The sequence below is a fragment of the Pedobacter cryoconitis genome (assembly GCF_014200595.1).
GTDB lineage: Bacteria > Bacteroidota > Bacteroidia > Sphingobacteriales > Sphingobacteriaceae > Pedobacter > Pedobacter cryoconitis_C.
The window spans coordinates 140,700-165,362 of the sequence record NZ_JACHCG010000002.1; the positions used below are offsets into that span (position 1 = coordinate 140,700).

The window sequence follows — 24,663 nt, forward strand, 5'->3', positions numbered from 1 at the left end:
TGTCTTTAGACAAGAAATCAGTCAACTAACCGTTGCAGCTTTCGTCTGATACGGCTTAGACTGGTATCGGTTACATTAAGATATGAGGCAATATATTTTAAGGGAACTCTTTGGATCAGTTCAGGCTCATGGGTAAGAAAATGAAGATAGCGTTCATGTGCGTTTAGTCTTACCCTAAAAAGATTGCGCTGTTTGTATTCAATAAGAATCTTTTCATATAATAACCTTCCAAACCTTTCAAAATCGGGATAATTTCTAAATAACCTATCTAAGGTTGGTTTATTTACACAAAGTATATGAGAATCCTCTATTGCTATCACATTGGTCTGACTTACCGCTGCACCGGAAAAGCTTACCAATTCGCAAGTAAACGAGCCTTCTCTAAAAAAAGCATTCGTATATTCAATATTATTAGCATCACACGAATAGGACCGTAATAAACCCTGGTAAACAAATCCCCACCAATCCCCGTATTGACCTTCTTTAAGCAGGTAACCACCCTTGGATACTGTACGAAATTTAAACAAAGAAGCAATTTGAGCGGCGTCGTTATCTTTTATTGGGATAAAAAGACGAAGTTGTTTAGTTAGCCAAATAGTAATTTCCTTTTCAGACATGGTGATGCAAAGGTAAAAAAAACATTTGAGGACAATTATGGGGAAGTCATAGGTGCAAATCCTTAGATATCTGTGATATGCAACCACATTGAGTTTTATCAACAATTTGGTTGCTGGCAGTTTTTAAGTTTAAATTAATGATAGACAGTAGATTAATCGTAAGTGTCCTTTATACAACTTCAATAAAAAAACTTGTAGCAATTCCCATTTGTACTCTTTAGATAGGTATTAGTGCGATTTTAAGAAGATCATCTTTAAATTGGTTCGATCTTATTACGTCCGGGGGTACGACTCAAAAGCCTTCGATGAAAATCGGAGGCTTTTTTGTGTCTTAGCATATTTTCAATAATTGTCCATTTTTCCGAAATGACGAAGGACTCATTCCTTTATATTTTTTAAATACCCTGTTCAAGTGACTCTCATCAGAAAATTTCAACTCACTAACAATTTCATTGATCCTCATATCACTGCTCAATAATCTTGTTTCAACGATTTTTATCTTAGATTTCAATATGTAATCCTGTAAAGTTTCACCAGTATGCCTTTTAAAAAACTTACCAAAATAGTTAGGGGATATATTGAACTGAATACATATAACTGACACTTTCAGTTTATCAGGAAAATAAATATGGTCCTGTATATACTGAAACACGCTTAAAAGTTTCTGATCAGTAACCGGGGAGATTTTTTCTGGTAAACTTTCCGCAATAGACCTCGCAACCAATAAGATCAGACTATTCATCAATTGCTGAATCAACTCTTTACTATAAAGTTGTCTATACCGCTGTTCTTCTACAATGCTTGCGGCCAACGATTTCACTAATGCCTTATCAATCTCCTCTTTTAAAATGCATCCTGGTAAATGGCTGGCATGATGAAGTATAAAATTCAGTCTTTTTACCCACTGTGCCCGCTCTTTCTCATGCACACCAACGGGGGCAGACTTGAGATAAATATCACTAAAACAAATAAACAAAATCTTCGTCGTTGTGATCACCTCAAACGAGTTATGATCCTCCGGAGTGATTAGCAACAAATGACCAGCAGCATAATTAAAGGTATTCTTATTAATATGTTGTATCCCGGTACCCTCCACTATATAAACCAGTTCGAAGAAATTCTGGCTATAACCAGATTTCAAACATTCATTAATCTCCTTATAGAGGATTTCAAATGGGTAATAAAGATTTTGTTTCACGTCCAAATTTACCTTTTTTATGGCAAATTAATACAGATGTAAAGGTGTATTACCAGCATAAATTTGCTATTACAAAAAATAAAAAAGATGAATTTACAAGAATATAGCTCCTTTGATGGCCTGGGGCTGGCAGAGCTGATTAGAAAAAAAGAAGTAACTAAATCTGAAGTTGCAGCATGTGCAATAAAGGCTATTCAAACGATCAATCCGAAATTAAATGCCATAGTTGAATATTACGAAGAGCGGGCAGTGGTCTCTAATGGGCTTTTAGCAAATCATGAACCTTACGATGGTGTTCCAATGTTATTGAAAGATCTGGGTTCCTATGAGGCAAATAAAAATGCAGAGATGGGTAGCAGAATAGCCCGTGGATTAAAGTTTGATCATGACAGCGAACTGGTAAAACGATATAAAATTGCAGGATTCAATATTTTAGGCCGCACTACTACCCCAGAATTTGGCAGTGCAGCATTTACCGGGTCCCTGGCCTGTGGTATCACCCGCAACCCCTGGAACTTAGATTTATCCCCGGGCGGCTCTTCAGGAGGCTCTGCCGCAGCAGTTGCCGCAGGCATAGTTCCTGTCGCTCATGGAACAGATCTTGGCGGTTCGATCCGGACGCCCTCAGGATTCAACGGCCTGGTTGGTCTAAAACCCAGCAGAAACCTTAATCCAGTAGGTCCGGGTGCCGGTCAGTTTTTCCTGGGCCTGGCTACTGAACATGTTTTAACCAGAACGGTAAGAGATTCTGCTGCTGTACTGGATGCAACTGCCGGACCAGCAGCGGGTGAATTTTATTACACGCCCAAAAATGGGACATCATATCTGTCGGCTATGTTAGAAAATCCAGCACCACTTAGAATTGCTGTAAATGTAGAGCCATGGATTAGTGCAAATGTAGATACTGAAGTACTTGAAGCCACTATGCTGGCCGCAAAACTATGTGAATCAATGGGCCATCTGGTAGATATGAATCGCTTTGACCTCGATGAAGGACAGTTGCTGAATTGTATAGAAACCATATGGGCTTCTTATACTACTTATGGCATCAACAATCTGCAAGTTATAACAGGAAGAGAAATCTCAGCAAAAACACTTGAACAAAGTACCCTTAAAGGGTATTACGATGGAATGACTTATACTGCACAGCATCTGATAGCCGCCGTGGAGTATTCTAATACCGTAGCCCGTGCCGTGGGTAATTTTTTTGAAAAGTATGATATTATGATTACGCCTACAAATGCGGTTCAGGCTCCTTTGGCAGATCGTTCGAAAATTCAGGAACATGATTTTACCTGGCACAATTGGGTACTCGAAGCCTGTAAAGTTGCCCCTTTTGGACAGGTATTCAATATTTCAGGTGCCCCTGCCATTACACTGCCTTTAGGATGGAGCAGTACCGGAATGCCTATCGGTATAACATTTTCAACAAAAATCGGAAATGAGGCCATGTTATTTAACCTGGCGGCACAATTAGAGCTTGCTGAGCCATGGAATAACCGTAAACCTGAAAATCATGTTGGCATATAGCTTCTTCGTAGACTTGGGTTAATTTCCTGGATGCTTCTATATCATGAAAAAGAACCTTGAAGGTAGCTGGTCTTATTTTTTTATTGAAACGGATACCTCCACATTCAGTCCTGACCATATTATTTCTTATACTAATATATTAACTTTGAAAAATGCGCCCCAATCGTGTTATATTTTTCATATTTAATAGCGTTCACCTTCTGGATCTGGCTGGTGCAGTAACCGTTTTTTATGAATCCGGATGCTGCGGAAAGAAATACAATATGCATTATGTTTCGCCATATGACAATCCGGGCACCTCATCAGGTCTTGGGTTTACAAATGTTGAGCCCCTAAGTTCAGTAACAGTTAGTATGGATGATATTGTCATCGTAGCCGGAATGGAAATTAAAAAATGGAATAGAGCAGATGATCACCTCTGGATACCCTGGTTACAGGCTGCTGCTGCAACTGGCGCTACGATATCTTCAATTTGTACAGCAGCTTTTGCTCTTGCGGCTGCCGGACTCTTAAATGGGCAAAATTGTACTACGCATTGGGCATGGACTACAGCTTTACAACAGAAATACCCTCTGCTTAAGGTAATAGAGAATAAACTATTTGTGCAAAGTGGCAGGATCTTCACCAGCGCGGGAATTGCTACAGGTATTGATCTCGCACTCTACCTTGTTGAAGAGCAGCACGGAGCAGCTTTTGCATGTCTTGTGGCAAAAGATATGGTTGTTTACATACGCAGGGATGGAATGGAAGCACAAAATAGCATTTATCTGCAAAACAGGCAGCATATTAACCATCGTATACATCAGGTACAGGATTATATTACTAAGCATTTAAATCATAAAATAACAATAGAAGAATTGGCTGAATTAGCCTTTATTAGTCCGCGGAATCTTACACGGTTGTTCAAATCTGCCACAGGAGTTACTATCGGTCAATATATTCAATCGTTAAGACAGGAAAAAGCAAAACATCTGCTTAAAACCAGGCAAAAAGTGACTTGGGTAGCGAAAGAATGTGGTTATAATAACACTGCTCAGCTGAGGAAGTTAATTAAGGAAGCAAAAGTATAGATATAATGGCCGGATTGTTACTATGGCTGTCCTGATTTATGAACTGTATTCAATTAATTTTGAATTTAAATAATACATTTATGAAGCAGTTATTACTCTTAATCTTTTTTATTCCATGCTTTGCGTTTACGCATGTAAATGCAACCACATATGTATGTCCGCCTTGCAGCCATTCATGTGATACTGCTACTTATCGGCAACCCGGGGTTTGTGCGCATTGTGGGATGACATTAGCCGGGGAAAATCAACGGATGTCAAAGGATCAAAAAATATCAGTTTGCTTTTACTTATATGATGGAGTAGAAATACTTGACTTTGCGGGGCCTATGGAAGTCTTTTCTTATGCAGGATTCAAAATCATCACAGTCGCAAAAACTAAAGCTCCTCTTTTATCACAGGGAATTTTAAAGATCACTCCTGATTACAGCATTAAAGACGCCCCGCAAACAGATATTTTTGCAGTATTTGGTGGTTCAGATGAAGTGGCAACAGATGATCCTGAAGTTATTTCCTGGATAAAATCCAGAGACAGTACTACTAAAAGCTATTTTTCTGTTTGTACTGGAGCATTTATTCTTGGGAAAGCGGGGTTGCTTGATCAGCTTACAGTGACCACTTTTCATAAAAGCATAACAAATCTTCAAAAAGCTGTACCGAAAGCTATAGTACGTCAAAATGTCCGCTATATTGATAATGGCAGAGTAATCACCACAGCAGGGATATCAGCTGGTATAGATGGTGCTTTGCACCTGGTTTCAAAATTAAGAGGTAAAGACGTGGCAGAAGAAGTTGCAAAACAAATGGAATATGATAAATATGTGCCTGAACAAGGTATGGATCTATCGCACCAGGAGTTGTCAAAAACTAAAATTTCCAACAATCAGCGTTAAAAGTTGAGTTGTTAATAGGATATCATTGATAAATTGAGCTATACAGACAAACTATTTGAGCCGTGGAAACAAGTGTAATGTATTTTGAAGCATGATCTTTATAGCATGAAAAACATCACCAAAATTCAGTTGGGTCAAAATGGCCCGTTCGTTTCCAAACTTGGCTTAGGTTGTATGCGTATGTCTTCTATCTGGGGCGGTTCTACACCTGAGGAAGCAGAAAGTATCGCTACAATTCATGAGGCAATGGATAATGATATTAATTTTTTGAACACCGGAGACTTTTACGGTGCTGGTCATAATGAGATGCTGATAGGTAAAGCTATCAAAGGAAGGCGCGACGATGCCTTCATCAGTGTAAAATTCGGTGCCATCTTTCACAACGGCCGGTGGGTGGGAATGGATCTGAGGCCCATCGCTATCAAGAATTTTATAAACTACTCTCTGACCCGTTTGGGTATTGAAACAATTGACCTCTACCAGCCCAGCCGAATGGACAACAGTGTACCAGTGGAAGATATCATTGGAACGATCGCCGACCTGATTAAAGAAGGTAAAGTTCGTCACATTGGCCTATCTGAAATTACAACTGATCAACTTCGTAAAGCTAACAGCATCCACCCCATAAGCGCGCTGGAGATCGGTTATTCTCTGGCCGACCGCCAAATAGAAAGAGACCTGCTGCCAACAGCAAAAGAATTGGGTATTGGCATAGTGGCCTTTGCTAATACTGCGGAGGGCTTATTGACGGGTGAAATGAAAGCGCCGCTTGAAGAAAAAGATTACCGTAACCATTTTTCTCGTTTTCAAGGTGAAAACCTAATTAATAACCTGGAAAAAGTAGAAGTCTTAAAGCAATTAGCCAGCAATAAAGGTTGTACGCCAACACAGGTTGCGATCGCCTGGGTGAAAGAGCAAGGAGATCATATCATGTCTTTAGTAAGCATGAGCCGCAGATCGCGTTTGCCAGAAAATATTGCAGCGATGGATATTGTATTTACGCCGGAAGAAATGAACACTTTAAACACTACATTTACAATAGGCGCTATATCTGGCGGCACTTACTTACAACGCTAAATGACAAGTCCAGCTGAAATTCTTCCCGGCGTGATCTTCTATTCTTACCTATCTGCTGAACGGAAAGAGAAAGTATGTTTATGGAATCACCATACCTTAGTATTGCAGGTTTCAGGGCAGTTTATCTTAGAGACGTCTATGCAAAATATTTCGATGAACGGAGGAGAAATGCTGCTGATCGGCAAAAATCAGCTGGGTTCAATCATTAAAACACCAAAACCAGGGGGAAACTATGAAACAATCGTAATATCCCTGCAGGAAGAACTTTTACGCAAGATTGTGTTAGAAGAAAAGCTCGAAGCAGATCGGAAATATATAGGTCCTCCAAATATTCTAATTCCATGTAACGAATTTCTGCAAGGGTATTTTCAATCTATTGTTCCGTACGCGCGAAGCTCAGGAGCGACCATGACAGATACCATGGGCATTCTGAAAGTGAAAGAAGCAGTTAAGTTGTTGCTACTTGCCCTTCCGGGACTTCGCAACTTTTTATTCGACTTTTCAGAACCTCATAAGATCAATTTAGAAAGGTTTATGCTCAGCAACTTTCATTTCAACGTCCCTGTCGAAAAATTTGCACAGCTGACTGGTCGCAGCCTGGCAACTTTCAAACGTGATTTCCAAAAAACTTTTAGTTTACCGCCACGTCAATGGCTGCTGGACAAAAGGCTGACCGAAGCAAAACATCTTATCGCGAACAAACACCAAAAGCCTTCAGCCATCTATCTTGATCTGGGTTTTGAGAGCCTGTCACACTTCTCTCATTCCTTCAAGAAAAAGTTTGGCGTGACGCCTACTGAGCTTAATTATGGTTGATCTTTATTGTGTGCAGAAAAGCAGGGTTTGTATATTTTCTGCTGTATACAGTGTTTTATCTTTTACAAATAACTTTGGATCTCTGTAATCCAATCTCTTTCCCTTATCTTTGCCGGTAATTCAATATTCTCATACTGTGATTAATGTAAACAACATCTCCGTTTCATTTGGCGGAACCACCCTGTTTAGCGACGTAACCTTTTCGATAAACGAGAACGATAAAATAGCCCTGATGGGTAAAAATGGTGCAGGTAAGTCGACCATTCTAAAGATTATTGCTGATGTGACCAAACCTACTTCTGGTAACGTCACAGGTCCAAAGGACGCAGTAATCGCATACTTGCCACAGCATTTGCTTACCGATGATAAGGTTACCGTTTTTGAAGAAACCATGAAAGCTTTTGAAGAGGTAAACCAGATGCAAAAAGAGCTTGATGAGCTGAATGAGCAACTTACTATTCGTACCGATTACGAAAGTGATGACTACATGAAGCTGATCGAACGCGTGTCGGAACTGAGCGAGAAATTTTATTCGATCGAAGAGACTAATTATGATGCAGAGGTAGAAAAAGTGCTCAAAGGCTTAGGTTTTGAGCGCAAGGACTTTACCCGTCAAACTTCTGAGTTTTCGGGCGGATGGCGCATGCGTATCGAGCTGGCCAAAATTTTGTTAAAGAAACCTGACCTCATCTTATTGGATGAGCCTACCAACCACATGGATATCGAGAGTATACAATGGTTGGAAGATTTCCTGATCAACTCTGCAAAAGCAGTTATAGTAATCTCACATGACCGTGCATTTGTAGATAACATTACCAGTCGTACCATTGAGGTGACTATGGGTAGAATATATGATTACAAAGCCAAATACACTCATTATCTACAGCTGCGCGCTGACCGTCGCGTACATCAGTTGAAAGCTTACGAAGAACAACAACGTTTTATTGCAGATAACCAGGAATTTATAGACCGTTTCAGAGGAACCTATTCCAAAACCTTGCAGGTGCAATCGCGTGTAAAGATGCTTGAAAAACTTGAAGTTATTGAGATCGATGAAGTAGATACTTCGGCACTACGATTAAAATTCCCACCATCGCCGCGTTCTGGTCAGTATCCGGTAATTGTAGAAGAACTCACTAAAACTTACGGCGATCATGTAGTGTTTGAAAAGGCATCCATGGTAATCGAACGGGGAGAAAAATTGGCTTTTGTCGGTAAAAATGGTGAAGGTAAGTCAACTATGATCAAAGCCATTATGAGCGAGATCGATTTTGAAGGAAGTTTAAAAGTAGGTCACAATGCCAAGATTGGATACTTTGCCCAAAACCAGGCCTCATTACTTGATGAGAATTTAACAGTATTCGAAACCATTAACCAGATTCCATTAAGCGACGGGAGTATAAAAGTTAAAGACCTTTTGGGCGCCTTTATGTTCAGTGGCGATGATACCACGAAAAAAGTTAAGGTACTTTCCGGAGGAGAGAAAACCCGTCTGGCCATGATCAAATTACTTTTAGAACCTGTAAATGTGTTAATACTGGATGAGCCAACCAATCACCTGGACATGAAGACCAAAGATATTATCAAGGATGCCCTTAAGGATTTTGATGGTACTTTGATCCTGGTATCCCATGATCGGGATTTCCTGGATGGACTGGTAACAAAAGTATTCGAGTTTGGTAATAAACGTGTCAGAGAGCATTTTGAAGATATCAAAGGGTTTCTGGCTTACAAGAAAATGAATAGTTTAAAAGAAATCGAGCAAGGTTAAACCTTTCAATTTAACCCTTGATAATTAAAATACGTAAAAAGCCTGCGATGTAAAATCGGAGGCTTTTTACGTATTAATTTATCTGAGTTTCTCCAACAGAATAAATATCTTTAAGTATTAAACAGGTAAAATGAATAATACTAGAGTGTATAAAATGTCTTTTGCATCCGTTTATCCACATTACATTCAAAAAGCAGAGAAAAAAGGCCGTACAAAAGATGAAGTGGATGAAATCATATTTTGGTTGACAGGATACGATCAGCAAATGTTGCAGCAGCATCTGGACAACAAAACCGATTTTGAAACTTTTTTTGTTCAGGCACCGCAAATAAATTCAAATGTTTCAAAAATTACCGGTGTAATTTGCGGTTACCGTGTAGAAGAAATCAAGGAAGAACTCATGCAAAAAATACGTTATTTAGATAAGCTGATTGATGAACTGGCAAAAGGGAAGGCAATGGATAAGGTTCTGAGAAAGTAAACAATCACTGTTTGAAAGATTAGATTTCGATCTCAGTTTTAAAGACCACTGTAGCGTTACCTTTTATTTTAATCAGTACAGGTAAATCGTTTTCAATTTTAACGCTGACATTAATTACCCCGGGCCTGTTTATTTTCTCTCCTTGTTTACCGTTGAATTCAAATAGATTACCCTTAAAATCAACAATTTTATGCTGTATCAGGTATCCGCCTAATGGCCCGTTTGCATTACCTGTAACCGGATCTTCATTTATTCCGATTGCAGGGGCAAACATTCTTCCATGAGTTAACAGGTCGTCATTATCCGAGTCAAATGTGAATACGAAATATCCATTGCAATTAATCTGTTTACTCAGCGCAATCAAACTACTATAATCTGGATTTAAATCGTTGAGCTTTTCCTTGCTTTTTATCCCAATCATAACTTTTGAATGTCCTGTAGAAGCAATCTGAACCGGGCATCTTTCATCAGTATCAGCATAATCAAGTCCTAATGCAGCTAATATTTGTTCAGTTGTTATCGTGTCAAATGCAGGACTAAGCTCAAATTTACCCTGGGTCATGATGACCTGGTAATCCCCATTTTCCTTAATGATCTCGAAAGGAAGCGTACCAACCTTGGTTTTAAATTTTAAAATACAAGAATTCAAATTATATTCAATCGCTTTTGCATACATCGCGGCAATTGTAGCGTGCCCACAAATTGGAACCTCAGCTGTTGGCGTAAAATATCTGATTGAGCCATCAGAATCATTGTCCTCAGGAGAGAAAAGAAAAGCTGTCTCAGAATTATTTAGTTCTCTTGCAATCTGTTGCATTTGAGCCTCATTCAATCCGTCCGCATTTACAACAACTCCTGCCGGATTTCCACTAAATCTCTCTTTCGTGAAAGCATCTATTTGATATATTTTAAAAGTCTTCATAACCGTTTCGGTTTGTTGTGAGTTTTGCCTCCGTAAATTTTCGTTTATGGCATGAATTGAATATAATTTCAAATATATTCAAATTTACAATCAGGACAGCGATGTGTCAATTGATAACAGTAGCAGGATGTTATTCCGGTAATCTTCAGATCAATGCTAGTTTACAGCTTCCCACCACTTTGTAAATACCTGTGCATGATCATTCAGGTATACAACTTCTCCTATCATAGGCGTAGCCAGACGATATGGTTTATGGTTCGAAAACCCAGTTATTTTATTCAGCGGCTCATTCCATGCATGATTTGCCAGTGTAAATTTAGAATGATGAACCGGCAGCATGTTCTTTGCTTGTAATTGTACCGTTGCCTGTGCCACTTCTTCAGGTAATTCGTGTACAGATTGCCAGGCTTCATTGTATTGTCCGCATTCCATAATTGCCCAGTCTATTGCTCCATATTTCTTGCCAATTTCTGCAAAACGATTATCATGGCCACCATCACCGCTATAATAGACTTTCATAGTTGGAGATTGAATTAAAAAAGATAACCACAATGCTTTGCTTCGTGTAAACCCGCGGCCACCGTCGTGATGTGTTGATTCCGTAAAGATGGTATAACCCGGAGCCACTTCCACTTTTTCAGACCAGTCTTTTTCTATGATCTGTTCGGGCGAATAACCCCAGAGTTCAAAATGTGCACCGACACCTAATCCGCAGACCACCCGTTTTACCTTGTTTTTTAAGGCGAGTATAGTTTCATAGTCTAAATGATCATAATGGTCATGGGAGATCAGCAGATAGTCAATTTCAGGCATCTCCTGAGCTGTGTAAATATCGCTTCCCTTATAAGCCTTGACTGAACCCGGAATGGGGGAGGCTGATCCACTGAATACCGGGTCTGCTAAAAATCTCTTTCCATCAAGCTGCATGTAAAAAGAAGAATGTCCAAACCAGACAATCAGGTTACTATCAATTGGTAAATTCTTTAAATCAGTTTTTACCGAAGGCAGGGAATCAACAGGGCTGCGGTTAGGATATTTGATGAAAAGTGTTTTATACAATTCACCCAATATAGAATGTCCTGCTGTAAGCGTAGGCTTTTCAATCAGATTTCGAAAACTGCCATCTTTATAATGTGCTGATTTTTCAATTCTTGCTAAGCGTTCTCCGACTGGTAATTTTCCGAATCTGGCCTGGCGCATATAGAAAAATGTAAGGATTGCTGTCAATACGACCAGCACTAAAAGTATCTGCATGGTTCGTTTTAGAATTTTAAAGAATTTTTTCATTCATCTATTCTTTGGCCAGTTTTTTTATATCACTGATTTCCAGCGCTTGTTTAGGATATCCATATCGTACTGCATTAATCATGGCCTGTCCCAACTCATTCAGACTGAGAACGCTCTCAGGTGAAAAAACGCTGATGATTTTTACAATAATCACATAGAGCACTTTAGCATTTTTCTGTCCTTTTACAGGCGACATGCCCCCCGGGCGAAAATTATATTGTCCTTTAAAGGGCAACTTCATCAAGTCGTTTTCAGTTTTGCCTTTAACCCTGGCCCACATTGTTTTGCTTTTCTCTGTGCTGTCTGTACTTGTCCCTGTGATGTAATTGAAAACCATAGCTGGGTTAATCGCAACCAGTGTTTTTGCAAATTGCATCGTTGTATCGTAGGTAATGACGGTGTATTTTTCTTCGTTCATCCCTAAAGAACTGATACCAGCACAGAAAAAGCAGGCATCATAACCCTTTAACGCATCACTATAATCTCCTATCTTCAGGAAATCCGGAACCAGTAATTCCTTTAATTTAGGATGTATAATGTCCAGATGTTTTCTATTCACCATTAATACTGCTGTAATGGCATTATTTTGCAGGCATTCTAATAGAACACCCTGACCAGCCATCCCTGTGGCTCCTGTTAATATTATTTTCATAGGTTACATTTTAATAAACTTTCTGGTAGGGGCATGGTGCCGCCTGCTAATGCAATAAAGCATACCTGATAACCTTTTTGCAAAAGTTGATGGAATGCATGAATACCTGCAAAGCCCGTACCACCTGTTACTAAAATTAATATTTGATTATTTTCCTTCAGCATATTCATGAAATCAGGATACAAAGATGAAAGCTAATCTGATATCATGCTTTGTTGAAAAGTCCAAACTTCAATTGTTGGGAAGCTCAGGGACTAGCTGTTTATCGGGGAGTTGTTCATCTGCTGCTGTTCTTCAATAAATGATTGCCTGGTAATTTTAGCAGTTTTATGGTCTCCTGTATGGCTCCATCCCGGTGGCATCACGATATACAAGAACTTGTTTTTTAAACCAGGTGCTGCAACAATGTCTTTTCCTAAACAAATAAATTCGCCAAAATAAACATCCCACAGACTATTGGGATTCATCTCCCTGGTAATGCCATACTCTATTTTGATATCTTTTCTTTCATCCTGATAAGTATTGAAAATCCGGTCCCAGATATTCAGCAGGTTGCAGAAATTGGTGTCCATATACAATGGGTTTTTTGCATGATGTACCCGGTGATGTGAAGGCGTAAGCAAAATCCTGTTCAGGAAGCCCAATCTTCCGTCCTTAATGACGTTTTCCCCTATATGAATAAAAGATCCCCAGAATCCATCGATGAACATAATGAAAAATAACAAAGCTGGATTAACGCCAAGAAGTATACAAATTGAGGTTCTGATTACATCTGCATAAGGTGCCTCTAAAAAGAAGTGGGCAAAATTAACAGAGAGGTTCATTTGCTGCGGCGCATGATGGGTAGAATGAAGGCACCATAAAATCCTGACTTTATGCGCTAAAGCGTGGTAAACAAAATGAGAAAACTCCCAGATAATATAACCGTAAATTAGCCAGTACCAGGTAAAGGTTGTCGTGAAAATAGCATGTTTTTCAAGTATTCCAATACAGAACGCTACCGCAGCAATGGATATAAATCTGGATATAAACCGGTTGACCACAAACACGAAAAATGGGATGCGGTATTCATCTATTTTAAAGCGTTTATAAAAAAATGCCCTTATTATTTCTAACAATAACAGCAAAGGTATAATCGGGGCAATAATATGCTGTATACCTTCAAAAGTTGAAAGCGATCCGTAATTTCCGGTTTGTACCATTTTTACAATACCGCCGATACCGAAGAAACCAGTGAGTTCGTTGTAGAATGTTTGAAAGATATTCATGAGCTAAGTTATTTACAGGTACCTTTTTTTCCAGGCATTCATCATATACACATTTATTTCCCACTGATCAGCAACAGGACGATTCGTAAAAGGAATGGTTGGCATATAAGAAGGAGGGCCAAATTCGGTTAACATCGTAAGCATTTTACCTTGTTTCTTTTTGAGGGCAACAACTTTGTCCCACCAGGCAAAATGAGCAGCCACTTCCGCTTTCCACTCCGGGGCACGGGGATCACTTACCTGCGGGCCTTCCGCGTGCCCAACGCGGGAGTGGACATGATCAGTTCTGGAAATAGCCAGTTCAACGGTGGCCGGCTGATCTTCCAGTAAGCTTTCGCTAACATTACACCAGTGTGAAATATCCAGTGTAAGCCTCAGTTCAGGGTTTCTTTGTAAATAAGGCAAAGCCGCAGGGGCTGAATAAAGCATGCGTGACCTGTGCGTTTCATGATAAACAGGAACACCTGTCTTTTTTGAATACTGAACAGTAAAATCTATAAACTGCTTATTCTGTTCATAAGTGAAAAAATCCCTTCCTGAATGGACATTGATATATAATGGCTGCTGGTATTTATTCGCAGTTGCTTCGGCGATTACCTTTTTGAAAGTCATAAAATTATGCTCCGGGATTGGTTCGTCTCCCCGGCAAAGAAATCCCGCAGCTAACTGATATTCTTTTAATGCGGTGAATAACTCTTTTTGCCTGATATGATCAGACGGCCATAAGATCTCTATCCCATCATATCCGTCATTTTTTGCTTTTTTACAGAAGTCAGTTATTGAGCCATCGAATCCCCAGTAGGGAGCCATGATTTTTAATGCAAAGCCTTTTTCCGGCTGATCGGAGACGGGGCCGGACGATCCGAATAAGTTCAATGCAGGTAAAAGTAATGCAGTGGTTACCGCAAGGCTGTTTCCTATAAAATGTCGTCGGTTATATCCCATAAGCAGTTTAGGTTTAAAAACTTAAATTACATATTTTAAAGTGCAGCGGTAAGCATTCTATGTAACATACTGATGGGAATAGGCATACAAATTCATAAGAATGCAAACAAGTAGGACTCCTGAATTGTCTTAAATACAAATATTAAAATCAAAAGAAATGGGTAAGATTACAGTAAAAGACGGAACTGAAATTTATTACAAAGACTGGGGAACCGGACAACCACTTTTTTTTCATCACGGATGGCCTTTATCCGGAGATGATTGGGATGGACAACTCATGTTTTTCCTGAAACATGGATACAGAGTGATCGCACATGACCGCAGAGGGCATGGAAGATCCAGTCAGGCTTCTGGCGGACACGATATGGATACTTATGCGGCAGACGTTGCTGAACTTACAAAGGCACTCGATCTGAAAGATGCCATACATATAGGTCACTCAACAGGTGGCGGTGAAGTTATCCGGTATGTAGCAAAGTATGGACAGGGACGCGTTGCCAAAGCAGTATTGATCAGTGCCGTTACCCCAATAATGATACAATCTGTAAGTAACCCGGATGGCGTTCCTTCAACTGTATTCGATGAGATACGTGAAGGTACTGCAACAAACAGGGCACAATATTTTCAGGATTTTACGATCCCATTTTATGGATATAACCGGGAAGGAGCAAAAATATCACAAGGTGTCAGAGATAACTGGTGGCGTCAGGGAATGATGGGGGGAGTAAAAGCACATCATGACGGTATCAAAGCTTTTTCAGAAACAGATTTTACTGAAGACCTTAAAAGCGTAGACATTCCTGTATTGGTTTTACATGGCGAAGATGATCAGATTGTTCCATTTCCTATTTCAGGAGCGAAAGCCGTGAAGCTTTTAAAAAACGGAAAGCTTATTTCATATCCGGGCTTTCCTCATGGAATGCCAACTACTGAAGCTGCAACTATCAATGCAGATCTTTTAGCCTTTATTAAAAGTTAAAATATTAGTTTATTTAATGCAATAGAAACACGGGCTGTCAACACTAGTAATGGCAGTTCGTGTTTTAAAAATTAATAATGCGTTCATCTTTAATAAACCGCGTGTCTTTCACGGCGCCAGTACCATTGAAGCGATATTGCAATCCAACTATAGCCGCAGGCTTACTGGAAAAATTAAGTGAATAGGCCTCTTCACCATTGATAAAGAAACGCATGTGCCGGTTTTTACTTTCCACCCGCACTTTGACCCATTCATCCAGATTACAACCAAACTTTGAAAGATCTGTATTTTTGCTTTCTACCGTGGTACCGGCCACATATAGCGAAAGATCACCTACGCATCCTTTAGAACACAGCGGAATAATAATCGTTTCATCTTTACAAAGAATCAATACTTCAACACGCTGGCAAGCTGCATTGCCCTGGTGAAAATCACTTTTCAGTGTAGTTTCCAAAATAAAGTGATCATTCCTGATATCTCCCATATCCCGTACATTATAAAAACGCAATTCCGGCAATGCTGGCTGTAAAGGAATATTATACTTTGACAATACCTCTTCATTAACTTCTATCTTATTGTTTTTCAGTACCTCATTTTTTTTAAAATATAGCGGAACACCCCCATCTTTATGGACCATAGCAAGCCATCCATCAGATGAGATCATCAAATCATGTTCTTTTACGATTTGCTGGCCAACAATTAACTTTGCCCGGTAATAGCCAGGAGTGTAGTAGATCGAAGAATAAGTATGCTGCTGCGCTGGCACCACTACTTTACGGGTTATATCCCATGACTGGCTGATAAATACAGAGTCTTTATCAGTAGCTGTGGCATCGTAATTAAAAATAACAGAATTTGGTAAGCCTGCTGTTTTGATTTTATTACTGCTGAATTTATAGACGGTATGCTCAACGGAGGCTTTGGTTTTAGTAGACAATAAAAGTATAACATAGCTTGTAATCAGTAATAGTGATAAGCCTGATAACCAATATTTCCATTTTCCATCTGCTTTCTTTACACCTGTTTCTAATGGTAAGTTTTCTGCGATGGGCATTGGCAAATGATCCAAAGGCAGCTTGTGCTTAAACTCCCGCCAATCGTTATATCCCGCAAATTTCGCTAATGTATTCAATGTGGTAGTGGTAGGTGTGCTGCCATATTTCAGCCTTCCCCACAATCGTTTTAAGGTGGTGACACTCAATATTACACCAGTGGCTGTTTGGATATCATTACTCAGCATTTCAAAATCGTAGCTTGTCCATTCACTGCCTGCACCCCGGTTTAGTTTATTCTCTATTAACTCCAAACACTTTTTGATAGGTACTATTTCCGGGTTGTTATTCATTTTAATCTCAATCAATTACAGACTTGCATACGTTTGCACGAATTTGGCGCAGCATTGAATATGCTCTGTTATAGTTATTATTCACATTTGCTGAACTTATTCATTTAAAAGTATAACAATTTATGACAAAAATAGTAACCAGTCTTTTAAGGCTTATTCATTGCTCAAAAAATGGAGTATTCAAAACTACTGTTTCATTACTGATCATGAGCAGCATTATTGGGGGTACTGAAGTCACCCGGGCCCAGAATTTAAAGGAGAAATACAAAGTGGTTAACCGCGTGATCAATCTGGATAAAAAATCCGGAGCCATACAACTCAACGAAGCGGAAGGCGCTGGTATTGCCTGGATCAACAATAAGGAATTTACCGAAGGGACAATTGAATTTGAGGTGAAGGGAAAGGACAAGTTTCAAGGCAGCTTTCTCGGTATTGCCTTTCATGGACTAAATGACAGTATTTATGAGTCTATTTATTTCAGACCTTTTAATTTCCGTGCAAGTGATCCCGACAGGAAGTCTCACGCAGTACAATATATTGCTAATCCAGCATATGACTGGCCAAAGCTCCGGGCCAGTTTTCCCAATCAATATGAACAGCCTATTTCACCTGCCCCTGATCCAAATCAATGGTTTCATGTGAAAATAATCGTAGCTGGAGAATTCGTCAGTGTTTATGTAAATAGCAGTAAACAGCCGGTTCTTAAAGTAAAATCATTGTCTCATACCCATGGAAAAATGATTGGTTATTGGGCAGGGAATGGCTCTGGTGGGGATTGGAAGAATTTAAAGCTCATTAATTCAGACTGATCATATATTTTCTGATCAGCTCTACACCCTCCTTGTCCAAAATTGTTGTTCCCAACTTTGGCATATGGAATTGTCCCATATTGCCCATACGATCAACGATATTGTTTTTCTGGAACGCTATTCCTGACTCTTTAACTGGTACCTTGTAATTGAGCATGATCGATTGCCTGTAAGCAATACCATCCGGATTATGGCAATGTGCACAGTTAATTTCCATATAAGCTCTGGCACGGTGTTCCAAATCAATGTTCTTATTCTCATAATCCGGTAATGCTGATAACTTGCCGGCACTCTTTTCCAATATCAATTTTCCCTTTGCCTGCATATGAATCAGTTGGTTTATTTTTTTCTTCCCGACCATGATTTCTCTATTTAAGTTCATCCCTTTAGGGCCGATCGGGATAATTTCATCAGCAGATTGATGACAACTTACGCATTCCTTTGCAGATGGAATATGATATTTTACCTGGTGAGGCGCGTTGCTTTTGTCCAGCCAGGTCACCTTAACTTCGGCGCTTAAAGGATCATATACTGCACGATCCTGGTTTTGATTCCACTTGTAAGTACCTGCTGACCACTTACCGTTTTTTAATATCAAAAGCCGGGTTTCTAAGATCTGACGCTTTATATTTTTCCCTGTCTTTGCGCGGGAATAGAAAAAAGTTTTAGCCAGAATAGTGCCTTCAGGGAATTCCGGTAATCCGTCACCATTTAACCTGAGCTTTTTACCCGCAGGGATCTTCATTAAACGCTGTTTCTCTGCATAATCGGTAAACAGGGTTGAAGATAACTGATAAACCTCTACACCATCGGCTGGTAAAAGACTGTCTAATTTTCCCTTAAAAAGCCCTGTTGAAGCAAGAGATTCGGGGAAAACCTGCTGATTATTTTCTACTGCTTTGTTTGTTCTATTGCAGGAGAAAACATAACAAACAGGCAGGGCAAGCGTAAGAACGACAATGATCTTTGACCTCATAAACCTTTATTAAGCTTAATATCCTGTTCATAGGATGGTCTGAGAATTTTATAATCTATATAAAAGGTGCCAAAAGGAATGAAGCAGGAGAGGAGTATTTTAACTGTAGTGGCTTTGTCCCACTTCTGCTGTATAGCAACACTGAAGGTATTGAAGACAAATAACAGAAAAAGTGTACCATGTACAGGGCCCATCTTGCTGACAAGAGCGGGTTGATGAAGTCCATATTTTAATGGTACGGCGATTCCTGCCAGGATTAAAAGGGATATACCCTCTAATAGTCCAATCAGTCTTAAACGACCGATGTTTGTTTTGAATAGTTTAAGCATGTTATATGTTTATTAAGGTCTTAAGAATGGACGTTGAGCCATCGGTGAAAATGGCCATGGAATCGCAGCCAGAATGATCAATAAGGCTATACTGAAACACAAGAGCATGATGCTGAATTTTTTCTTATCCTCTTGGTACCGTTTGGCAAAGGCAGAACCTAAAGTCACAAGAATTACTGCCGTTATCATCATTGATATATGTATAACCCCGAAAAAAGTTGATTCAGTAATTCCTCTGGCCGTAGCTATGCCGATTGTTTTGAAACGGGCTACAGCGGGACTTTTAAAATACATGACCATGCCAAGCATAAACTGAATATGGATAATCGTTGCTGTCCAATGCCTGTATTGGTCATCCTTTTTAGTAAATAGGCTCTTAGTCACCAGGCTGGTTGCTGAGTTGTAAATAGTGAGGCTAAGGCTGATTAAAACCAGCCACCTGAAAATGGAGTGGAAGAAAAGCAGAATTGAAAACATAAGAATAATTGGATTGTATAACATACTGGTTAGTATGTTGAAAGGGCAAATTTTTTTAGTTTAAACTGTTAAGATATAATTTGAACTGTTTCAGATAAGCCTGGTAGACTGATGTACCTAACGTTTTGCCCATATTTCTAATCCCTGCATATCCTGATACAATATAGGCAGCTGCATCTGCGGGGTTGATCATTAAGCCAATCTTACCATTTTCTTTTCCTGTAATCAGACATTTTTCTATTGCGCCAGTCCATTCGATTACGATGTTCTTTAATTGTTTATGGAATGCAGTATTCAGCGGGCTCATTTCCTCGATCAGGTTAACTGCCGGACAGCCATATCTGACATCGAAATTCACTGTATCTTTCAAAAGGTTTGCTATCATTTGATAGATGCTTTTTATCGGATCTGCTGAGGAATTCAGCGGATCTATCAAAAAGTGTTTCATCTGCGGATGGAGGATATCAGCAATTAACGCCAAACCCATTTCTTCCTTATTTTTAAAGTGATAAAAAAAAGCACCCTTAGTTACTTCCATAGAAGAAAGAATATCATCAATGCTGGTTGACTGATAGCCTTTGACATAAATCAATTCAAATGATTTTTCCAATATGCTGAAACGTGTTTGCGCTGCCTTCTTCATAAGATACTAATTAGTATGTTTTCAAATGTATTTGTTTTCCCTATGATCAGTACTATAACTCCCTGCTTTTATAATTATTTGACTATTTCCTGACAACGCTTGCTGATACACGTTCAGGTTGCAGATCAGCTGTTCTGTGAAACATCAGCTGCATTGTTTTACAAAATGTAATTACATTTGACTTGATGTCAATTACCTTAAAATGGAAACTATACCGATCAGACATATAAATGAAGCAAGAAAAGAACCGGATTTATACGGGAACCTCAGTATCCGGGATATCAGTGATGTGCTTGCTGGAAAAGATATGCTACAGGAACTTCACCGGCATGACTTCTTTTATGTTCTCATTTTAAAAAAAGGAATTGGTCATCATGAAATTGATTTCACAGCTTATCCTGTTTGTGATCATTCTGTTTTCTTCATGCGTCCGGGGCAGGTACACCAACTCCGGTTAAAAGCAGAAAGTACAGGGTATCTGATACAATTTGGAAATGAATTCTGTTTCTCCAATGAAAAAGTATCAGAACAGCTATTACGCAAAGCAGGCAGCCTCAATTATTATCAATTTAATCCGGATAAATTTCAAAAAATACAAATCATACTAAATGATATCTTTCAGGAATATATCAGCAAAGAACAGCAGTATCAGGAAGTTATTAAAGCAAACCTGGACATTTTCTTAATTGAGCTTATCAGACAGCAAACCAGTGGTATTTCTGAACATCACAACCTTTATTCCCAGGAAATAATGGAGAAGTTTTCAGCATTATTAGAAAAACATGTTTTTGAACATAAGCAGGTAGCTCAATATGCAGCGCTATTAAATCTTTCTATGTATCAGCTGAATTCAATCGCCAAGTCAATGCTGGGCAAAACCTGTTCAGCGCTTATTAACGCACATATGATCCTGGAAGCTAAAAGAAATCTTTTGGCAACAGCGAATCAAATCAATCAGATAGCCTCTCATTTAGGCTATGAAGATGTTTCCTACTTTATCAGGTTCTTTAAAAAACATACAGGGTATTCACCTGAACAATTCAGACAGAAGCTGAAATAAATCCTATAATACTAATTTTTTGTCCTGCTATGCATTTAACCCGTGATGGTACTTTTGTAGCAAGGAAAGGAATTGTTTCCAGGAAATTTTAAACCAATGTATATGAATAAGTCTGTAGAAGAAGAAAATAAATGGAATAACCGCTATCAGGAAGCGCATTATGCTTACGGGAAAGGGCCTAATCTGTTTTTTAAAGAATGGCTTTATAAATTTAAACCAGGATCTATATTAATGCCTGCCGACGGAGAAGGACGTAACGGCGTATTTGCTGCGCAGCTAGGGTGGGAAGTCACTTCATTGGATCTGAGTACAGCAGGAAAATCAAAGGCATTACAACTTGCTAAAGAGAATCAGGTTACCATGGAATACATTGTTGGAGACCTGGAACAACTTGAATTTGAAAAAGAATCATTTGATGCGATTGGGCTTGTGTATGCACATTTTGCAGCAGATAGAAAATCTTTACTTCATCAGAAATTAGCTGGTTACCTCAAACCAGGAGGTATCATTATCCTGGAAGCTTTCAGTAAAAAGCATTTGCACCTGAATAACCTTGATCCTAAAGTTGGCGGGCCAAAAGATATTGATATGTTGTTCTCTAAAGCAGAAATAGCTGCTGACTTTGAAAATTATGATCCGCTGATTCTGGAGGAAGAGGAAGCCTTTTTAAATGAAGGAGAATATCATATTGGAAAAAGCGCCGTAATCAGATTTGTTGGCAGGAAGTCTTCTTAATGTGAATCAAATACAATTAAGTTGAAAAGCGTTTTTTATTGCGATTCAGTAGTGCCTTTAGCACTTAATTCCTTTTGTTTCTCTATATTAAACTTGAAAAGTTCTTCAGTGGAGACTAACTTTCGTTTGCATTTTTCTATATCTGTCCCTTCTTCCGACCATAAATAGGGGCGGAAACTATAAGATTTACTTCCGTCCAGATTTGCGATGAACTGATTCCATGTTGACCACCTTAACCCTTTATAAAAAGCAGAAAGGTCGCTGTCAAAACAGAAACGAATAAATTCACTGTAACCAAGACCAAGCGGTTCCCATTTTAAACTGTTAGGCGCCAGGTAATAAACGTTCTTTAAGTCCTCTCCAAATGCACCATAATTTATAGCAAAAAAGCCACCGGCAGCATCATCAGCTACTAAAAGATAAGCTGGCTTATCACCATATTCCTGAATTGTTTTTCCTTTGTTCCACTCTGAAACAGAACGGTTTAATTTTTTGCTGCCTGAGCCTAAAATTCTTAACCAGCCATCATCTACCATAATGCCGCCGCTATTGTAAATCACTGCACCCAAAGTGGAATAAGTAGAAACCTGGGTATTGAATAATACATTTTTAGCTTCGGCTGAATCAAATTCAAGTACCTGAACTTTATTTTTTGCAGAATCAACCCACTTCTGAACCAATGGCCAGGCCGGATCTGTCTGGTTAATTAACTCATTCAGACTTTGCATTTTGTTTTGTGCAAAAGTCACTGATGACAATAGGGTAAAACCCAGCAGGAAGAAATTTTTAATTGCGCTTTTCATCGAAACAGAACTTATCTTTTCCAAATATAGGATGATTTTAATAACCAACGGTCTGAAAATCTTTTTATAGATTCTCAGACCGGGTTAATACTTATAAAGTAGCCGTAGCATATGGACTTTCAAGATTAAGGTAAGTCGTCAGGTTTTTCCTGTAAGCCTCAGTGCCCTCTTCAAGTCTTTTAGTATAAATTCTTACTGCATCATTTCCAGCAAGGTATCTGAGTTGATCTTTTCCATCAGTAGCGGCCTGGTATACTACATCAGCTATCAACTTTGTTTCAGAAAACTCCATTAATGTTCCATCGCTAAATCCTTCGGTCATTCTTTGCATCAATGGATCATAGCTCTTATCTTCTGCAACTTTCATAACATTCATATAATTACTTTTAATACCTCCGGGAGCCACAGTTTTGATACCGATGCTGAATTGTGCGAGGTCATAAGACATACTCTCGCTCCAGCCCTCCAATGCCCATTTGGAAGCATTGTATATGGAACTAAGCGGATAAGAGGCCAGTCCGCATAAGGAAGTCGTGGTTATAAAAAGTCCTTTTCTTCTTGCTTTGAAATAAGGAATAAATGCCTTCGTAATCCAGACTACCCCAAAGAAATTCGTTTCAAACTGACTCCTGATTTCGGTTGTTGTATAGGATTCCAAAGGCCCTATTAATCCGTAACCAGCGTTATTAAATACGACATCAATATCGCCCAGTTCAATGGCCGCTTTTACCGCCGTTTCAATTTGCTTATCATCCGTTACATCAAGCTTCAATAACGTCACGTTTTCTAAATGATTGAGTTCGGTTTCTTTTTCCGGAGCGCGCATGGTTGCAATTACTTTCCAGCCTTTTGCCTGAAATAACTGAGCAGTAGTTTTACCTAATCCGGCTGATGCGCCAGTAATAAAGATTGTTTTCATCTTGAATCGTATTTATTGTGTATGTATAAACTATTACAAAAGTCAGTACTAACTGAAAGAAGACTGTAACCGAAATGGTAAATGTTGTAGCTGAAAAAGAAATAGCTGTTAAGCTTATGGAAAGCCAGAACGATTAGCATCCATATTATAAATGGGTAAGAAGTATTTTATAGTCTGGTGCTAACCTCTAAATTTTAAAGCAATGTTAGGTTCAAAAATCGATTTATTTGGCAATGAGTGGCTTGATGTAGTATTTGATCAGAAAAACAAAAATTATGGCGCTTATATGCTCCGCAGACAAAGTTCTTCCGATACAGTTAAAGCTCTTTTTATTGCAGGAACACTGTTTATCCTGCTATTTTTATCCCCTAAAATTATTAGCCTGATCAAAGGCAGTAGTTCATTGGACGAACATCAGGAAACGACAAGAGTAGTCACAGTTCAGGCTATTCCTCCGGTGGTTGAACATAAAACTCCGCCACCTGCTGCGGTTGTACCACCCCGTGCAAAAGTACCAAATGTTAAATTTACAACGCCGATTGTTGTGGACAGAGAGGTGGAAACAGATCCGGTGCAGATTAAAGATCTGGTGAATGCAACTCCGGGACAAAAGAACATCGTTGGTGATCCGGATGGACAAGTTGTAGTTACGGGGCCAACCGGTGACGGGCCTGCAAAACAAGCGGCGGCAGTAGAAGACACGAAGGTTTATGAGTTTGTAACTCTGGAAGTTCAGCCTGCTTTTCCCGGAGGAATAGCTCAATTTTATGCTTACCTGTCAAAGGCAATAAGATTTCCTGAAGCAGCTCAGGAAGCTAATGTGCAGGGTAAGGTTTTTGTATCTTTCATCATAGAAACAGATGGTAAACTGACGGGTATCAAGGTAGAAAGGAAACTGGGCTATGGTACGGATGAAGAAGCTATCCGTGTATTAAAAGCAAGTCCGGCATGGACTCCTGGTATTCAGAATGGAAGAAAGGTCCGGGTAAAGTATAATATTCCGATCAGTTTTTCTCTTGGTCAATAAAATAACAAACAGGACATGCCGATAAACCTGCACGTCC

At 39.2% G+C, this 24,663-nt stretch carries 27 protein-coding genes; 12 read left to right on the forward strand and 15 right to left on the reverse strand.

Annotation, left to right across the window (positions count from 1 at the left end; translation table 11 throughout):
* Nucleotides 1-17: 17 nt before the first annotated feature.
* Complete coding sequence (locus tag HDE70_RS14545; RefSeq protein WP_183891069.1) at nt 18-617, reverse strand: Crp/Fnr family transcriptional regulator; 600 nt, start codon at nt 615-617, stop codon at nt 18-20.
* A 331-nt stretch (nt 618-948) separates the two neighbouring features.
* Complete coding sequence (locus tag HDE70_RS14550; RefSeq protein WP_183891070.1) at nt 949-1,815, reverse strand: AraC family transcriptional regulator; 867 nt, start codon at nt 1,813-1,815, stop codon at nt 949-951.
* An 87-nt stretch (nt 1,816-1,902) separates the two neighbouring features.
* Here HDE70_RS14550 and HDE70_RS14555 point away from each other — a divergent pair, with 87 nt between their 5' ends.
* The 7 genes from HDE70_RS14555 (at nt 1,903) to HDE70_RS14585 (ending at nt 9,450) form a co-directional block, all read left to right on the forward strand.
* Nucleotides 1,903-3,345, forward strand: coding sequence for an amidase (locus tag HDE70_RS14555; protein ID WP_183891071.1), 1,443 nt, complete (start codon nt 1,903-1,905; stop codon nt 3,343-3,345).
* Nucleotides 3,346-3,497: 152 nt separating this feature from the next.
* Nucleotides 3,498-4,415 (forward strand): GlxA family transcriptional regulator, encoded by a 918-nt coding sequence (locus tag HDE70_RS14560; protein ID WP_183891072.1) that lies wholly within the window; start codon nt 3,498-3,500, stop codon nt 4,413-4,415.
* Between the two features lie 80 nt (nt 4,416-4,495).
* Nucleotides 4,496-5,305 (forward strand): DJ-1/PfpI family protein, encoded by an 810-nt coding sequence (locus HDE70_RS14565; protein ID WP_183869445.1) that lies wholly within the window; start codon nt 4,496-4,498, stop codon nt 5,303-5,305.
* A 105-nt stretch (nt 5,306-5,410) separates the two neighbouring features.
* Nucleotides 5,411-6,382: an aldo/keto reductase gene (locus HDE70_RS14570; RefSeq protein ID WP_183869444.1), complete on the forward strand. Its 972-nt coding sequence runs from the start codon at nt 5,411-5,413 to the stop codon at nt 6,380-6,382.
* Nucleotides 6,383-7,198 carry a helix-turn-helix domain-containing protein gene (locus tag HDE70_RS14575; protein ID WP_183891073.1) on the forward strand — a complete coding sequence of 272 codons (816 nt, stop codon included), beginning with the start codon at nt 6,383-6,385 and terminating at the stop codon, nt 7,196-7,198.
* A gap of 136 nt (nt 7,199-7,334) precedes the next feature.
* Entirely contained in the window at nt 7,335-8,969 is a 1,635-nt protein-coding gene (locus HDE70_RS14580) for an ABC-F family ATP-binding cassette domain-containing protein (protein ID WP_183869442.1), read from the forward strand.
* Nucleotides 8,970-9,099: 130 nt separating this feature from the next.
* On the forward strand, nt 9,100-9,450 hold the full coding sequence (locus HDE70_RS14585) for a DUF2200 domain-containing protein (protein WP_183891074.1): 351 nt from the start codon (nt 9,100-9,102) through the stop codon (nt 9,448-9,450).
* Nucleotides 9,451-9,469: 19 nt separating this feature from the next.
* Here the strand turns inward: HDE70_RS14585 and HDE70_RS14590 are convergent, their stop codons facing one another.
* From HDE70_RS14590 to HDE70_RS14615, 6 genes are all read right to left on the reverse strand, one after another.
* The gene (locus HDE70_RS14590) at nt 9,470-10,372 is read right to left on the reverse strand and encodes a PhzF family isomerase (protein ID WP_183891075.1); all 903 of its coding nucleotides are present in this window, start codon (nt 10,370-10,372) and stop codon (nt 9,470-9,472) included.
* 156 nt (nt 10,373-10,528) lie between these two features.
* Nucleotides 10,529-11,626: an MBL fold metallo-hydrolase gene (locus HDE70_RS14595; RefSeq protein ID WP_183891076.1), complete on the reverse strand. Its 1,098-nt coding sequence runs from the start codon at nt 11,624-11,626 to the stop codon at nt 10,529-10,531.
* A gap of 37 nt (nt 11,627-11,663) precedes the next feature.
* On the reverse strand, nt 11,664-12,311 hold the full coding sequence (locus HDE70_RS14600) for an epimerase (protein WP_183891077.1): 648 nt from the start codon (nt 12,309-12,311) through the stop codon (nt 11,664-11,666).
* Entirely contained in the window at nt 12,308-12,475 is a 168-nt protein-coding gene (locus HDE70_RS14605) for an NAD-dependent epimerase/dehydratase family protein (protein WP_183869438.1), read from the reverse strand. The genes HDE70_RS14600 and HDE70_RS14605 overlap by 4 nt, the downstream gene beginning before the upstream one ends.
* 90 nt (nt 12,476-12,565) lie before the next feature.
* Complete coding sequence (locus HDE70_RS14610) at nt 12,566-13,579, reverse strand: sterol desaturase family protein (protein WP_183891078.1); 1,014 nt, start codon at nt 13,577-13,579, stop codon at nt 12,566-12,568.
* Between the two features lie 12 nt (nt 13,580-13,591).
* Nucleotides 13,592-14,524 (reverse strand): sugar phosphate isomerase/epimerase family protein, encoded by a 933-nt coding sequence (locus HDE70_RS14615; RefSeq protein ID WP_183869436.1) that lies wholly within the window; start codon nt 14,522-14,524, stop codon nt 13,592-13,594.
* 157 nt (nt 14,525-14,681) lie between these two features.
* Between HDE70_RS14615 and HDE70_RS14620 the strand changes: the two genes are divergently transcribed.
* Nucleotides 14,682-15,503: an alpha/beta fold hydrolase gene (locus HDE70_RS14620; RefSeq protein ID WP_183891079.1), complete on the forward strand. Its 822-nt coding sequence runs from the start codon at nt 14,682-14,684 to the stop codon at nt 15,501-15,503.
* A gap of 64 nt (nt 15,504-15,567) precedes the next feature.
* On the opposite strand, the gene HDE70_RS14625 is transcribed toward HDE70_RS14620, so the two are convergent.
* A complete protein-coding gene (locus tag HDE70_RS14625) occupies nt 15,568-16,848 on the reverse strand; it encodes a hypothetical protein (protein WP_183891080.1) in 1,281 nt (426 codons plus the stop codon).
* Nucleotides 16,849-16,970: 122 nt separating this feature from the next.
* On the opposite strand from HDE70_RS14625, the gene HDE70_RS14630 reads away from it, so the two are divergent.
* Nucleotides 16,971-17,657: a hypothetical protein gene (locus HDE70_RS14630; protein WP_183869433.1), complete on the forward strand. Its 687-nt coding sequence runs from the start codon at nt 16,971-16,973 to the stop codon at nt 17,655-17,657.
* Here HDE70_RS14630 and HDE70_RS14635 read toward each other — a convergent pair.
* The 4 genes from HDE70_RS14635 to HDE70_RS14650 are packed head-to-tail and all read right to left on the reverse strand — an operon-like array spanning nt 17,644 to nt 20,082.
* Complete coding sequence (locus HDE70_RS14635) at nt 17,644-18,633, reverse strand: hypothetical protein (RefSeq protein ID WP_183891081.1); 990 nt, start codon at nt 18,631-18,633, stop codon at nt 17,644-17,646. The two genes, HDE70_RS14630 and HDE70_RS14635, sit on opposite strands and share 14 nt — an antisense overlap.
* Complete coding sequence (locus HDE70_RS14640; RefSeq protein ID WP_183891082.1) at nt 18,630-18,962, reverse strand: DUF3817 domain-containing protein; 333 nt, start codon at nt 18,960-18,962, stop codon at nt 18,630-18,632. Before HDE70_RS14640 ends, HDE70_RS14635 begins: the two co-directional genes overlap by 4 nt.
* Before the next feature lie 12 nt (nt 18,963-18,974).
* On the reverse strand, nt 18,975-19,439 hold the full coding sequence (locus tag HDE70_RS14645; RefSeq protein ID WP_183891083.1) for a hypothetical protein: 465 nt from the start codon (nt 19,437-19,439) through the stop codon (nt 18,975-18,977).
* Nucleotides 19,440-19,494: 55 nt separating this feature from the next.
* Nucleotides 19,495-20,082: a TetR/AcrR family transcriptional regulator gene (locus HDE70_RS14650; RefSeq protein ID WP_183891084.1), complete on the reverse strand. Its 588-nt coding sequence runs from the start codon at nt 20,080-20,082 to the stop codon at nt 19,495-19,497.
* Between the two features lie 202 nt (nt 20,083-20,284).
* Here HDE70_RS14650 and HDE70_RS14655 point away from each other — a divergent pair, with 202 nt between their 5' ends.
* Both HDE70_RS14655 and HDE70_RS14660 read left to right on the forward strand, forming a co-directional pair.
* Nucleotides 20,285-21,142, forward strand: coding sequence for an AraC family transcriptional regulator (locus tag HDE70_RS14655; RefSeq protein WP_183891085.1), 858 nt, complete (start codon nt 20,285-20,287; stop codon nt 21,140-21,142).
* 102 nt (nt 21,143-21,244) lie between these two features.
* A complete protein-coding gene (locus tag HDE70_RS14660; RefSeq protein WP_183891086.1) occupies nt 21,245-21,877 on the forward strand; it encodes a class I SAM-dependent methyltransferase in 633 nt (210 codons plus the stop codon).
* 35 nt (nt 21,878-21,912) lie between these two features.
* Here HDE70_RS14660 and HDE70_RS14665 read toward each other — a convergent pair whose 3' ends face one another.
* On the reverse strand, nt 21,913-22,704 hold the full coding sequence (locus HDE70_RS14665) for a DUF2625 domain-containing protein (protein ID WP_260160788.1): 792 nt from the start codon (nt 22,702-22,704) through the stop codon (nt 21,913-21,915).
* A gap of 67 nt (nt 22,705-22,771) precedes the next feature.
* Entirely contained in the window at nt 22,772-23,599 is an 828-nt protein-coding gene (locus tag HDE70_RS14670) for an SDR family oxidoreductase (RefSeq protein WP_183891087.1), read from the reverse strand.
* Nucleotides 23,600-23,801: 202 nt separating this feature from the next.
* On the opposite strand from HDE70_RS14670, the gene HDE70_RS14675 reads away from it, so the two are divergent.
* Nucleotides 23,802-24,626 carry an energy transducer TonB gene (locus HDE70_RS14675; protein ID WP_183891088.1) on the forward strand — a complete coding sequence of 275 codons (825 nt, stop codon included), beginning with the start codon at nt 23,802-23,804 and terminating at the stop codon, nt 24,624-24,626.
* Nucleotides 24,627-24,663 lie beyond the last annotated feature (37 nt).

Bases quoted from the DNA above. Each gene is read 5' to 3' on its own strand.
- HDE70_RS14565 (WP_183869445.1), top strand. From the start codon at position 4,496: ATGAAGCAGTTATTACTCTTAATCTTTTTTATTCCATGCTTTGCGTTT.
- HDE70_RS14640 (WP_183891082.1), bottom strand. From the start codon at position 18,962: ATGCTTAAACTATTCAAAACAAACATCGGTCGTTTAAGACTGATTGGA.
- HDE70_RS14600 (WP_183891077.1), bottom strand. From the start codon at position 12,311: ATGAAAATAATATTAACAGGAGCCACAGGGATGGCTGGTCAGGGTGTT.
- HDE70_RS14620 (WP_183891079.1), top strand. From the start codon at position 14,682: ATGGGTAAGATTACAGTAAAAGACGGAACTGAAATTTATTACAAAGAC.
- HDE70_RS14560 (WP_183891072.1), top strand. From the start codon at position 3,498: ATGCGCCCCAATCGTGTTATATTTTTCATATTTAATAGCGTTCACCTT.
- HDE70_RS14545 (WP_183891069.1), bottom strand. From the start codon at position 617: ATGTCTGAAAAGGAAATTACTATTTGGCTAACTAAACAACTTCGTCTT.
- HDE70_RS14645 (WP_183891083.1), bottom strand. From the start codon at position 19,439: ATGTTTTCAATTCTGCTTTTCTTCCACTCCATTTTCAGGTGGCTGGTT.
- HDE70_RS14655 (WP_183891085.1), top strand. From the start codon at position 20,285: ATGGAAACTATACCGATCAGACATATAAATGAAGCAAGAAAAGAACCG.
- HDE70_RS14570 (WP_183869444.1), top strand. From the start codon at position 5,411: ATGAAAAACATCACCAAAATTCAGTTGGGTCAAAATGGCCCGTTCGTT.
- HDE70_RS14670 (WP_183891087.1), bottom strand. From the start codon at position 23,599: ATGAAAACAATCTTTATTACTGGCGCATCAGCCGGATTAGGTAAAACT.
- HDE70_RS14660 (WP_183891086.1), top strand. From the start codon at position 21,245: ATGAATAAGTCTGTAGAAGAAGAAAATAAATGGAATAACCGCTATCAG.
- HDE70_RS14585 (WP_183891074.1), top strand. From the start codon at position 9,100: ATGAATAATACTAGAGTGTATAAAATGTCTTTTGCATCCGTTTATCCA.
- HDE70_RS14635 (WP_183891081.1), bottom strand. From the start codon at position 18,633: ATGAGGTCAAAGATCATTGTCGTTCTTACGCTTGCCCTGCCTGTTTGT.
- HDE70_RS14605 (WP_183869438.1), bottom strand. From the start codon at position 12,475: ATGCTGAAGGAAAATAATCAAATATTAATTTTAGTAACAGGTGGTACG.
- HDE70_RS14590 (WP_183891075.1), bottom strand. From the start codon at position 10,372: ATGAAGACTTTTAAAATATATCAAATAGATGCTTTCACGAAAGAGAGA.
- HDE70_RS14625 (WP_183891080.1), bottom strand. From the start codon at position 16,848: ATGAATAACAACCCGGAAATAGTACCTATCAAAAAGTGTTTGGAGTTA.
- HDE70_RS14675 (WP_183891088.1), top strand. From the start codon at position 23,802: ATGTTAGGTTCAAAAATCGATTTATTTGGCAATGAGTGGCTTGATGTA.
- HDE70_RS14555 (WP_183891071.1), top strand. From the start codon at position 1,903: ATGAATTTACAAGAATATAGCTCCTTTGATGGCCTGGGGCTGGCAGAG.
- HDE70_RS14630 (WP_183869433.1), top strand. From the start codon at position 16,971: ATGACAAAAATAGTAACCAGTCTTTTAAGGCTTATTCATTGCTCAAAA.
- HDE70_RS14650 (WP_183891084.1), bottom strand. From the start codon at position 20,082: ATGAAGAAGGCAGCGCAAACACGTTTCAGCATATTGGAAAAATCATTT.
- HDE70_RS14595 (WP_183891076.1), bottom strand. From the start codon at position 11,626: ATGCAGATACTTTTAGTGCTGGTCGTATTGACAGCAATCCTTACATTT.
- HDE70_RS14610 (WP_183891078.1), bottom strand. From the start codon at position 13,579: ATGAATATCTTTCAAACATTCTACAACGAACTCACTGGTTTCTTCGGT.
- HDE70_RS14615 (WP_183869436.1), bottom strand. From the start codon at position 14,524: ATGGGATATAACCGACGACATTTTATAGGAAACAGCCTTGCGGTAACC.
- HDE70_RS14575 (WP_183891073.1), top strand. From the start codon at position 6,383: ATGACAAGTCCAGCTGAAATTCTTCCCGGCGTGATCTTCTATTCTTAC.